The organism is Gammaproteobacteria bacterium, assembly GCA_013001575.1.
GTDB lineage: Bacteria > Pseudomonadota > Gammaproteobacteria > Steroidobacterales > JABDMI01 > JABDMI01.
The window spans coordinates 1-11,123 of sequence record JABDMI010000021.1; the positions used below are offsets into that span (position 1 = coordinate 1).

Genomic DNA, 11,123 nt, shown 5'->3' on the forward strand with positions numbered 1-11,123 from the left:
ATGTCTTGCACATTGATCTGACGCGAGGCGGCGAGTATGCCCAGAGCAATGGGCAGGTCAAAGCGCCCACCCTCTTTGGGTAAGTCGGCGGGGGCGAGATTAATCGTGATGCGACCGGAGCTGGGAAAATCAAATTTAGAATTCAAAATGGCGGCACGCACCCGATCTTTACTTTCTTTCACCGCCGCTTCGGGTAAACCGACAATACTCATTTTTGGAAGACCGGCCGAAAGGTGTACTTCAACACTAACGGCGGGGGCGTGCAGGCCAACATTGGCGCGCGAGTGAATGGTTGCAAGTCGCATCATAAATTCCTTTTTAATGGCAATATCCGAGTGATCATCCTGATCATGCATAGCATTGTGCAAAAGATTGCATCGTCTGTCTGTAGGGGGTGTCTTACAGGGCTATTCAGCAGCGTGATAGCAGCGTTCTCAAATGTAAAAAAGTGTCACTAAAGGGAATGATTTAGGTTAGACTTACCCAACAGCTTATCTAACTAATGAGGTAATGTTAGGTAAGCTTAATAAAAAATATACTTAATAAAAATAACACTTAACTTAAATGGACTGATTTTGGACGATCCTAAAGAAATGTTTAGCAATGCTAAACCTGTTGGTATAATCAACCACATGAAAAGCATTGGTGAGCGCATGGCCTATGCGCGTAAAGAGAAAAAGCTGAATCAAAAAGATTTAGCCACGCATCTCGGGGTAACCCGTGGCTCTATCAGCCAATACGAAAACGGGATCATCGAACCGAGTTTAGAAAATCTTGACCGTACAGCCCGGTTTCTTGACGTTAGCTTCGAGTGGCTGGCTTTTGGCCGCGGCCTGCAAGACCGAAGTGCAAACACGGGGAATTACGAAGTCTTGGCGAAAAATGACCATCGTTTGGTCTATTTGACGGACTCGGAACGTGAATTGGTTGAGAACTATCAGAAATTGTCTAAGAAGTTGCAAACTTCGGTCTCGAATATTGTTGAACAAATGGACAGCGCTCGCAAAAATTCGAAAAAATAATCCTTCGATAAAATTAATCAGGCCTGGCATTAGCCACACGCCACATATACAGAGCCAGGTAGGTTCGATAGGGGGCAAATTTTTCGGATTCCAAAATGGAGTTCTTGTTGTCGCCAATAAGTTTTAGAAAATTGTTTCTTACCGCCACATCTTTATCCGGCCAGATATCCTTTTCACCAAAATAAAAAATATTCAACATATTGGCCGTCCATTGACCCACACCCCAGATCGAGGTTAGTTGTAGAGAGCGTTGTGGGTGGGACATTAGCCGTAATTTCTGTTCATCAAGAATTCCGGATCGGTGTGCTTCGGCCACCGCGAACATGGCTTTGGTCTTGGCGCGGGATAATCCGCAACTGCGTAAATCCTGCTCCCTGGCATTGTCCAGATAGGTCATTAACGGTGTGCTTCCGGTTTTATCGGCAAAGCGGCCCCAGATCGTAGCCGCCGCCTTAACCGAGAGTTGTTGCCCGGCTATTGAACGGCACAATAAAGATGCAAGATCAATTTGCTTTCGTTTGTACAAACGCATGGGCCCGTAAGTTTTAAAAACCTTATGCAAGCGTTTGTGATGTTTGCGCGATTGCTCAAGAAAATGCGCGTGAGCTTTTTGTGACACAGCTATTCTTCTTCTTTGCTTATTTGGGCTTTTAGTTCATCAATTCGCTTGCGGCATTTTTCCAGAATCAGTTTTTGTACTTCAAACTCGTCACGCGAGACCAGATCGACTTTATCCAAACCCTTTTCCAGCACATTGGAGAAGTGTCGTTTGAGATCCTCACCCAAATGCTTGAGATTGTCTGGCAGGTTTTTGTAAAAGCGTTGACTAAGCTCATCAATAAATTTTGGATCCATAGCTTGCTCTGGCTTGTAAGTATTAAGTGATCTGTCATCTTAGCATTGCAAGCCCTGTGAACGGGCGCGGGTGAAAATTATTGCACAGACATAGTGCGCAACATGAATTTATTTCACGCTCAAAACTAATAAATATATGTAAAACAATAGTTTATATAATCTTGGCATGTGAATTGCAATGACAGTGGTAAATCTTAATATTCATTTTTCAACAAGGAAAATTCATGTCAGCAGATATCACTTCACTTAGTTACGCCCTGGATACGTTTTATTTTCTAGTCTCCGGTGCCCTGGTAATGTGGATGGCCGCAGGATTCGCCATGCTCGAGGCCGGTTTGGTACGGGCCAAAAATACCGCCGAGATTCTCACCAAAAACGTTGCCTTGTTTGCCATCGCCTGTGTGATGTTCATGGTTGTCGGCTATAACGTCATGTACCCGGGCGATAACGTGTTCAACAGTATTCTCCCGAAACTCGGATTTTTCCTGGGCGCTGATAATACAGTGGACGCGGTCAATGCGTCGGGCGGGGATACTTATTACTCCAATATGGCCGATTTCTTTTTCCAGGTTGTGTTCGTGGCGACCGCGATGTCAATTGTTTCCGGTGCTGTGGCTGAACGCATGAGGCTTTGGTCCTTCCTTTTGTTTGCGGTGATCTTCACCGCGATCATTTATCCGGTTCAGGGTTACTGGAACTGGGGCGGTGGAATCCTGACCGCGGAAGGTTCTTTCGGGTATTTTGATTACGCGGGTTCCGGTACTGTGCATTTGGCCGGTGCCGTGGCAGCACTGATCGGTGCCAAGCTGGTTGGAGCGCGTAAAGAAAAATACGACAAACAAGGAAATGTCACTCCGATACCTGGTGCAAACTTGCCCTTGGCAACCATCGGTATGTTTATTTTATGGATGGGCTGGTTTGGTTTTAATGGGGGCTCTGAATTAAAGGTGTCCAACATCGAAAGCGCCAATAATGTTGCCCTGGTATTTGTGAATACCAATATGGCGGCTGCAGGTGGTCTTATCGCTGCCCTGTTAACTGCAAGATTATTATTCGGCAAAGCTGACTTGACCATGGCCTTGAACGGGGCACTGGCCGGACTGGTGGCGATCACAGCTTCGCCGGGTACACCAACCCCGCTATTGGCAACAGGCATTGGAATGGTAGGTGGTCTGATCGTGGTTTTCTCGATTGTTGCCTTCGACAAGATCAAGATCGATGATCCGGTTGGAGCGATCTCGGTACACGGGGTTGCCGGTATTTGGGGAATTCTGGCTGTGCTCTTGAGTAATGATGATGCCAGTCTGACTGGACAGTTGGCCGGAATTGCATTGATCATCGCCTGGGTTGCCGTGAGCAGTTTTGTGGTCTGGAAACTCATTGACGCTATTCTTGGATTACGCGTAAGTGATGAAGATGAATTTAACGGTGTGGATATTTCCGAATGTGGACTGGAAGCTTATCCAGAGTTCTGCAACTAAAATGCTAGTCAATACTGCTAAACTTCGCTAGACTTCTAGCAAACATAAATTTAAATAAAGAGAACTGTTATGAAAATGTTAACTGCAATTATTAAACCCTTTAAACTCGATGATGTGCGAGAAGCTTTGTCCGAACTCGGTGTGCAGGGCATCACGGTTACCGAAGTAAAAGGTTTTGGAAGACAGAAAGGCCATACCGAATTGTATCGAGGCGCCGAGTATGTTGTGGACTTTTTGCCCAAAATGAAGATCGAAGTGGCTATTGCCGATGACGACCTGATCGAGCGGGCAATCGAGTCAATTATCTCTACCGCAAGAACCGGCAAGATCGGCGATGGAAAAATATTTGTAACAGATCTGCAACAGGCTATTCGGATCCGAACTGGCGAGCAAAATGCAGATGCGTTGTAGATAAAAAAATTCTTAAGCTTTACAAACACCTGGTCACATGATCAGGTGTTTTTTTATGTGCGATGGAATTGTGCGACCGAACAAATATAGATAGATTTTCTAACCCTTTATCTATGTTCAAATTTTATTTGGTTTTATTCTAATTTTAGCGTTATAGTTTATGTCTTGATGCTAGGCAAAGTAACAGGGTGTAAGGACAATATAATAATAAGATGAGGTAATGCCATTATGTCAAAATCACTTTATATACAATTCGTTTTAGCTTTCTTCCTCGCCGTAATTGCAGGCCAGGCCGGCTTTATGCATGCGGGTGAGGTGTATACCTGGGTGGATAAAGAAGGTGTGCAAAATTATGCCGATGTGCCGGAAGAGGATTCCGAGTTATTGAAATTCAGTTATACCGACAAGGAAAACGAGGCCGAAGAGCAATCACCAGAAGAATCCCTTAAAGACAAAAAACAGGCACGTCAAAAAAAGAATTGCGACAATGCCCGGCGTAATCTGGAAGCACTCACGGAATTTGACCAGATCACCCGGATTGATGCAGACGGCAACGAAGAGGTTTTGAGCGAAGCCGAAAAAATACAGCAGCGCAAAAAAGAACAACGCTATTTGGCCGTATTTTGTGAAGAGTTTGACAGTGAAGAGCCCGAATCCGAAGAGTATGATTATTACTAAAATAGTATTTATGCTACACCATATGCTGTGTGAACCGGATTCGGCTACCTATTATTCAAATATCCTAATTTAATTGACGCATATGTAAAATAACCCGGATTAACATTTTTTAACTTTTGCGCGTGATGGTTTTGTAGAGAATGACAGCATTTGCAGGAACTGTGTGAGCTGCATCAAGTCTATATTGCGTACAGCGCCCTATAATTGATGTCTTGCTGGAATTCATTGCTCAATCCGAGGTATTACATTTATGACTTATTTATTTACCAAGCTCCGCCCTGTTTTGTTGCTGCTGGCAATGAGTGGAATTGTCCTGAGTTTCACACAGTTTGCTCACGCCGCCGATATGTACACCTGGGTAGACAGTCAGGGAGTTAAGCATTATTCCGATAAGCCTCGCGAAAATGCGGTCAAACTCAGAGAATCTATTTCTACCGTCATGACTGAAGAAGAAAGATCACCGGAACAAATAGCGGCCGAGCAAAAACAGGCCGAACAAAAAGAAAAATGTGATATCTCGCGTAAAAACGTAAAATCTCTGGATACCTACGTCAGTATTACTCGCATTAATGACCAGGGTGAGAAGGTGGTGATGACAGAAGAGGAAATGGCCGCAATGCGTGCCAGAGAGTTACGCTACCAATCTGTGTATTGTGATAAAGATCAAGCTGATGATGATTCGGAAAATCTGGAATCACAAAACGATGAAGACGCTTATTACGATTAACTCCATATCAGCATTAATCACCAATCCGGCCAAGTGCCGGATTTTTTGTCGAGAAAAAACACTACCGAGAACTGTATTCCGGAACCTAACTGTTATACCAGCTGCAAACTGGCTATACTGGAAAGCATTGCCAGACAAATTGCAAGGTTGCATACAGTAAAGAAAGCGTATGAGTAGTTCCTCCGACAATCCCTCAGAACCGGGCGAGTACCAGACTACCGATGGTTATTTTTTGCCGGACCTCACGCGTCCGCAAGCCGTCCTTGGCATGTTGTTGAGCATCGAGTTGATCGTTGCTGCTCTGGCCTTGATGAAATATCCCGTAGGTTCGGACGAATTCCTGAATTTTTTTGGTGGCCTGTCTTTTTTGATGTTGTGGATCGGAGTGGTTTTTGCACTGGTCATTAGCAGTATCAAAAACTGGTTAATGCCAATGAAAGTAATTCATTCAACCATTATTCAACTTGTTTGCCTGGTCGCCATTGTCACCTTGATCACCTATTTGGCAAAAGTATTAATGCAGCGCTATCTTGATTACACGGATATCGCCAAATTGCTGGAAACTAAAAGTCTGCAGTTCTACCTGAACAATATTTTGTTAAGTTTGATGGTGGGGGGATTGTTATTGCGATATTTCTACATCGCCCACCAAAACGAACAACGCATCAAAGCCGTGTCTGCGGCCCAGGTACAAGCCTTGCAATCTCGTATCCGTCCGCATTTTTTATTCAATTCACTAAATTCCATTGCATCATTGATCACCATCGATCCGGTTTTGGCTGAGCAGTCAGTGGAAGACCTTTCCGATCTGTTCCGTGCTAGTCTTTCAGACAGTTCGCGCAAAGTCAGTTTAAAAGAAGAACTCGAGATCGCCAGGCTCTATCAACGCATTGAGCAACTGCGCCTGGGCGATCGCTTGCAAGTAAACTGGAGTTTAGGTGACTTGCCATTGCGGCAAAAAGTCCCGGTCTTGATCATTCAACCCTTGTTAGAAAACGCTATATATCATGGCATTGAGCCATTGACCCGGGGTGGGGCTGTGGATATTCAGGCGGAGGTGCTCACGCACGGCATGAAAAAACACATTAGCATCAGTATCCTCAACCCTTTGGACGAAAGTATTAATCCCGAAATTATCGGGAGTGGACGCAAACACGGGAATCAGATTGCTTTAAAGAACATCGAACAACGCTTGCGACTGGTGTATGGTGATGACGCAAGTGTTACCGTGACCAAAACAAAAAGCGATTACCAAGTGGTATTACGTTTTCCATTTGAAAAAGAATATTGATTCCGATTGAATTTGATTAATTAAACGTATTTGATAGTTAGAGATATATGCAAATATTAATTGTTGACGATGAACCGCTGGCTCGCAAGCGCCTCGCAAATTTGCTTCAAAACGAAGCGTTAGCCGAATTCGCTATTGAAGTGGTAGCCGAAGCCGGTAATGGTGAAGATGGCCTGGCTCTGGCCCTCAAGCACAAGCCGGATGTGATCTTGCTGGATATTCGGATGCCGGGTCTGGACGGTTTGCAAGTGGCCAGGCATTTATCGGCTATGGGAGAGGCACCGTCTATTATTTTCACAACCGCCTATGATGAACACGCCATGGCCGCATTTGACGCCCAGGCGGTCGGGTACTTGCTTAAGCCAATTCGTGTAGAGAGACTGGCCGAAAGTCTGAGTCGGGCCGCGCGCTTAAGTCCTAAACAAGTCACGGATCTGGTTGCCAGCGATCCTGCCGGAAACGAGAATACCCAACGCGATCGTTTTTGTTTTAACAAGCGTGGTCAACTCACCATCATACCCCTCGACTCCATTCGTTATTTTCGAGCGGATCAGAAATACGTCACTTTGTGCTATTACCAAAAGAACCAATGGCATGAAGAAATTATCGATGACACCTTAAAAGACCTTGAGGCGGAATTTCCGACAAGCTTTCTACGTGTACATCGCAATACTCTGGTGGCCAAAAAATTTGTAGAAAAACTCACACGCGACAGCGATGGGCATTATCATGTGCACATTCAAGACTTGGAAGAAGCGATTGCGGTGTCACGTCGCCAAGTCAAAGAAGTCAAAAATCTATTAACCACCTAGCACAGAACCGTTTAAGTACAATATCTCTAATCCTCCTTACACCAATCCGCACATGCAAACGCTAAGAATTGCCACACGCAAAAGTAAACTCGCCATTTGGCAAAGTGAGATGGTTGCAGATCGTTTACACAAGGAATACCCCGACCTCAAGGTCGCTCTGGTTCCTCTGTCCACCCGGGGCGATGAGATCCTGGACCAAAGTCTGCAAAAGGTCGGTGGCAAAGGTTTGTTCATTAAAGAACTGGAGCATGCCATGTTGCGAGGTGATGCCGATATCGCAGTGCATTCCATGAAAGATATGCCGGCCGAATTGGAAAATGAATTTTGCATTGCCGCGGTGCTGCAAAGAGCCTCACCTTTTGATGCCTTGCTTACTCATAATGCGACAGAATTTGAGCGCTTGCCGATCGGTGCGATCCTTGGCACATCCAGTTTACGGCGTTCAGCCCAGTTATTGGCTCATCGACCCGATTTGAACATCAAACCACTGCGCGGCAATGTGCAAACCCGCATAAAAAAATGGCAACAAGGTGAATTTGATGCCATTGTGCTGGCCGAAGCCGGCCTGCAACGTCTGGGTCTGGAGGATCACATTAGCCAGGTTCTGCAAACTGATTATTGCCTGCCTGCTGCTGCGCAAGGCATCGTGGGGGTGGAGTGTCTTAAGAACAATACAAAAATTTTCAATTTATTACAGGTCTTGAATGCACCCGAAAGCCAAATTTCGATTAGCGCAGAACGCGCTGTAAATTACCATTTGGGTGGTGATTGCAAAACTCCGATAGCGGCGTTTGCTACGGTAAATACGCAGGAAATCGCGCTTACCGCTCTGGTTGCACAAGCCGATGGCAATAAAATCTTGCGTAATTCGCAAAGCTCGTTTATATCTACACCTGAAACGCCTCTTAGCGAGTGTATAGATTGTGCAAAAGCGCTTGGTGAGAGCGTTGCGAAAGAGTTACTCGGGATGGGTGCAGATAAGATTCTAGCCGAATTGAAATCATGAACTTCATTCAAATCCTGGTATAAGCAAGACACTAGAAAAAGATAAACCAAACGGAAATATAAAAGAGACAACAGAATGAGCTTGGAAGGTTTAAATGTACTTGTAACGAGACCCGGAGACCGTGGTCTGGAATTGTGCGACATCATCCAGAATGGGGGCGCGCAAACCACGTATTTCCCGACGGCGAGTATTCAGGAAGAACGGGTTGACAGTAAAACCAAACGAACTTTGCGTAGTGTGGGCAAATTACACTGGATCATTTTTGTTTCACGCAATGCGGTGAGCTTTGGCGTGGAACAGATCCCTAAAAAGATCCTTGAACAGGCCAACCTGGCAGCCATTGGGCCGAGTACCGCAGAAGCATTGGAAAAACATGGTTTAACGGTGAGCCTGTGCCCCGAAAGCAGCTTTACCACAGAAGCTTTTTTGGAAGAGCCGCTGATGGAAGATGTTGGTAATAACAATGTCTTGATCGTCACCGGTAAGGGTGGACGCAAACTTTTGCAAGAAGAGCTCGAAGAACGCGGCGCTAGCTGTTATCGCCTGGAGGTTTACCGGCGTGAATTGCCACTCAAGGCGGCCCAGGACGTGGCGGTTAAAGTTAAAGACAATGCCATCGACGTGTTGGTTGTGACGAGTGAAGAGTTGCTGGAAAATTTGATGCGTTTGTTACAAAAAGTGGTGGATAAGCTCAGATCCATTCCTCTGGTCGTGTCCAGCGACCGCCTGAAAGTCAGAGCCAAGGCACTGGGTTTCAACAATTCGGTGATCGTGGCGGATAATGCGATCAATGTGACCTTACTGAGTGCCTTGGTGAAATGGCATACCAAGACCGAATCGTCCAAGGACGATTTATTTACTATTGAAGACGACTCTGACGCAGACGACGAGAATTACGATGACCTCTGATAAGCCTGAATTGCCACAAAGTGAGCAAATAATAGATTCTTTGCAAGAAGCCGATGAACTGGTTGACGCATTAAGCGAGTCCGCCACCGGTGATGAAGTTGAGGTCGACACCGAGATCAATATTGAATCCAGTGATCCCGACTCTGGCGTGAGTTTGAAAGCCAATAAGAAAGTGAAGGCACCTCGCCGCGGTTCAGGTGCGGTGAGCTGGTTGGCATTATTGCTTTCACTCGGCGCGCTAGCCGGCAGCGCTTATCTGTATTGGCAGCAACAGACTATGGGTGATAGTGCCCAGGCTAATATGCAAAGCATCGACGCTACGGCCAAATCCCTTAAACGTGATCTGGAAAGCGAGGTGCAAAGTCGACTAAACAGCTTTGCTGTAAACAGCGACAAACTCATGAATGAGTTGTCGCAAAGCAATTCCCGGCTTGAGCGAAAACTATCACTGGACGTAAACGAGCTGAGCGAGCGTTTGTCGGACACAGAGCAACAGATCGTAACCTTAAAAGGGTTTTCGGATGCGGCCAAACGCGCCTATATCAAGGCCGAGATCGAATACTTTCTGCAAACCGCAAATAATCGTATGCAGCTTGCCCAGGACGCACAAACTGCTCTGGCTGCCTTACAAGCCGCGGACGAACGGCTAAATATTTTAAAAGACCCGAGTATGGTTCGGGTACGCGCACAGGTGCGGGACGAGATTCAAGCTTTGAAAGCTATCGATTCACCCGACATTCAAGGCTTGGCCCTGACCCTGGCAAGCATTTCCAAACAAGTTCCACAATTGCCCATGCGCATGGACGACGAGGCCAATTATTACAAAGAAGAAATTCCTCTAAAGCAAGGCACCGGCATCAGAGTGGGTTTAAGCAATGTCTGGCGGAATATGAAAGGCACCCTTGATCAACTGGTCGAAGTACGCGACGCAACCCCGAGCGACGTACCCTTGTTAAGTGAAGAAAACGAACGACTGATCTATGCCAATCTGGATATCCAGTTACAAAGCGCCCGACTGGCGGCATTGAAAGGAGATAGCAAGAATTATCAACTCAGTCTGGAAGGTGCGAGCAGATTATTGACGGTGTATTTTGATACCGAGAAGAATGCGGTTAGATCGGTTGTTGAAAGTCTGGCTGAGATCAAAGACATCAACTTGACCCCGCAATTGCCTGATATATCCGGTTCACTGCAATTACTTCGCGAATTACGTGCAGCCGATGCCGTAGATAACAGCGAAAACCCTAGCGAATAAGCCGTATGAAATTACCCAGACCCATAATTTATTTCATCTGGCTGGTTGTCGCTATTATTCTGGCGGCAATCATTAATGCAGCATTCGGCGAAGATGCAGGCTATGTCAAAATGCAATGGGGCGGGCGTGTTCTACAAACCAGTTTTATTGGTCTGTTGATGATGCTGGCGGTCTTGTATTTTATTATTCGGATCATTGCCCACCTGATTCGCATGCCGCGAAAACTGAAGGAAACGGTCGATAGTGTAAACCAGAATCGTGCCCGCAAGCGTTTGACCCAGGGCATGATCGAGGTTTCAGAAGGCAATTTTTCCAAAGCTGAAAAACAACTCACCAAGGCGGCCTCAAAAAGTGAAACCCCGCTTTTGAATTATTTGAATGCAGCGCGTGCTGCACAAGCTCAGGGTAAATCCGATCGCCGCGACAAATGGCTGAAGCAAGCGTATGAGAATACTCCGGAAGCGGCCAAAGCTATTTTATTAACCCAGGCCGAATTGCAACTGGAAGCCGGAGAATACGAGTTATCCCTGGCAACCCTGCAAAAACTGGAAGAGCTTTCACCGGGCCACAAACAAAGTTTGCGTTTGCAGGCCAAACTTTATGAACGCCTGGAAGATTGGGGTATGTTGCGAGGCCTGGTACCGCGCTTGCGTCAATACCAGGCCTATAAAAAAGC

14 protein-coding genes are annotated in these 11,123 nt (G+C 46.0%); 11 read left to right on the forward strand and 3 right to left on the reverse strand.

What is annotated here, in order from left to right; all coding sequences use genetic code 11:
- On the reverse strand, positions 1-308 hold a 308-nt coding region (locus HKN88_01755; protein NNC96775.1), incomplete at its 3' end, for an ATP-dependent protease.
- A 324-nt stretch (positions 309-632) separates the two neighbouring features.
- Between HKN88_01755 and HKN88_01760 the strand changes: the two genes are divergently transcribed.
- The gene (locus HKN88_01760; GenBank protein ID NNC96776.1) at positions 633-1,022 is read left to right on the forward strand and encodes a helix-turn-helix domain-containing protein; all 390 of its coding nucleotides are present in this window, start codon (positions 633-635) and stop codon (positions 1,020-1,022) included.
- Positions 1,023-1,035: 13 nt separating this feature from the next.
- Here HKN88_01760 and HKN88_01765 read toward each other — a convergent pair whose 3' ends face one another.
- The gene (locus HKN88_01765; GenBank protein NNC96777.1) at positions 1,036-1,641 is read right to left on the reverse strand and encodes a DNA-3-methyladenine glycosylase 2 family protein; all 606 of its coding nucleotides are present in this window, start codon (positions 1,639-1,641) and stop codon (positions 1,036-1,038) included.
- Positions 1,642-1,643: 2 nt separating this feature from the next.
- Complete coding sequence (locus HKN88_01770) at positions 1,644-1,877, reverse strand: accessory factor UbiK family protein (protein ID NNC96778.1); 234 nt, start codon at positions 1,875-1,877, stop codon at positions 1,644-1,646.
- 224 nt (positions 1,878-2,101) lie between these two features.
- Here HKN88_01770 and HKN88_01775 point away from each other — a divergent pair, with 224 nt between their 5' ends.
- The 10 genes from HKN88_01775 to HKN88_01820 form a co-directional block, all read left to right on the forward strand.
- A complete protein-coding gene (locus tag HKN88_01775; protein NNC96779.1) occupies positions 2,102-3,358 on the forward strand; it encodes an ammonium transporter in 1,257 nt (418 codons plus the stop codon).
- A gap of 69 nt (positions 3,359-3,427) precedes the next feature.
- The gene (locus HKN88_01780; GenBank protein NNC96780.1) at positions 3,428-3,769 is read left to right on the forward strand and encodes a P-II family nitrogen regulator; all 342 of its coding nucleotides are present in this window, start codon (positions 3,428-3,430) and stop codon (positions 3,767-3,769) included.
- Between the two features lie 228 nt (positions 3,770-3,997).
- Positions 3,998-4,447, forward strand: coding sequence for a DUF4124 domain-containing protein (locus tag HKN88_01785; GenBank protein NNC96781.1), 450 nt, complete (start codon positions 3,998-4,000; stop codon positions 4,445-4,447).
- Positions 4,448-4,697: 250 nt separating this feature from the next.
- Complete coding sequence (locus HKN88_01790; GenBank protein NNC96782.1) at positions 4,698-5,174, forward strand: DUF4124 domain-containing protein; 477 nt, start codon at positions 4,698-4,700, stop codon at positions 5,172-5,174.
- 169 nt (positions 5,175-5,343) lie between these two features.
- On the forward strand, positions 5,344-6,465 hold the full coding sequence (locus tag HKN88_01795) for a histidine kinase (protein NNC96783.1): 1,122 nt from the start codon (positions 5,344-5,346) through the stop codon (positions 6,463-6,465).
- Between the two features lie 47 nt (positions 6,466-6,512).
- Positions 6,513-7,277 (forward strand): response regulator transcription factor, encoded by a 765-nt coding sequence (locus HKN88_01800; protein ID NNC96784.1) that lies wholly within the window; start codon positions 6,513-6,515, stop codon positions 7,275-7,277.
- Between the two features lie 52 nt (positions 7,278-7,329).
- Entirely contained in the window at positions 7,330-8,283 is a 954-nt protein-coding gene (gene hemC, locus HKN88_01805) for a hydroxymethylbilane synthase (protein NNC96785.1), read from the forward strand.
- A 75-nt stretch (positions 8,284-8,358) separates the two neighbouring features.
- Positions 8,359-9,192: a uroporphyrinogen-III synthase gene (locus tag HKN88_01810; GenBank protein ID NNC96786.1), complete on the forward strand. Its 834-nt coding sequence runs from the start codon at positions 8,359-8,361 to the stop codon at positions 9,190-9,192.
- Complete coding sequence (locus HKN88_01815; protein ID NNC96787.1) at positions 9,182-10,447, forward strand: hypothetical protein; 1,266 nt, start codon at positions 9,182-9,184, stop codon at positions 10,445-10,447. The genes HKN88_01810 and HKN88_01815 overlap by 11 nt, the downstream gene beginning before the upstream one ends.
- A gap of 5 nt (positions 10,448-10,452) precedes the next feature.
- A partial coding sequence (locus tag HKN88_01820; GenBank protein ID NNC96788.1) for a heme biosynthesis protein HemY occupies positions 10,453-11,123 on the forward strand: 671 nt, incomplete at its 3' end.

Excerpts from the sequence above, each read along its gene's own strand:
- HKN88_01815 (NNC96787.1), top strand. The coding sequence starts at position 9,182 with ATGACCTCTGATAAGCCTGAATTGCCACAAAGTGAGCAAATAATAGAT.
- hemC (NNC96785.1), top strand. The coding sequence starts at position 7,330 with ATGCAAACGCTAAGAATTGCCACACGCAAAAGTAAACTCGCCATTTGG.
- HKN88_01795 (NNC96783.1), top strand. The coding sequence starts at position 5,344 with ATGAGTAGTTCCTCCGACAATCCCTCAGAACCGGGCGAGTACCAGACT.
- HKN88_01775 (NNC96779.1), top strand. The coding sequence starts at position 2,102 with ATGTCAGCAGATATCACTTCACTTAGTTACGCCCTGGATACGTTTTAT.
- HKN88_01790 (NNC96782.1), top strand. The coding sequence starts at position 4,698 with ATGACTTATTTATTTACCAAGCTCCGCCCTGTTTTGTTGCTGCTGGCA.
- HKN88_01780 (NNC96780.1), top strand. The coding sequence starts at position 3,428 with ATGAAAATGTTAACTGCAATTATTAAACCCTTTAAACTCGATGATGTG.
- HKN88_01770 (NNC96778.1), bottom strand. The coding sequence starts at position 1,877 with ATGGATCCAAAATTTATTGATGAGCTTAGTCAACGCTTTTACAAAAAC.
- HKN88_01800 (NNC96784.1), top strand. The coding sequence starts at position 6,513 with ATGCAAATATTAATTGTTGACGATGAACCGCTGGCTCGCAAGCGCCTC.
- HKN88_01785 (NNC96781.1), top strand. The coding sequence starts at position 3,998 with ATGTCAAAATCACTTTATATACAATTCGTTTTAGCTTTCTTCCTCGCC.
- HKN88_01810 (NNC96786.1), top strand. The coding sequence starts at position 8,359 with ATGAGCTTGGAAGGTTTAAATGTACTTGTAACGAGACCCGGAGACCGT.
- HKN88_01760 (NNC96776.1), top strand. The coding sequence starts at position 633 with ATGAAAAGCATTGGTGAGCGCATGGCCTATGCGCGTAAAGAGAAAAAG.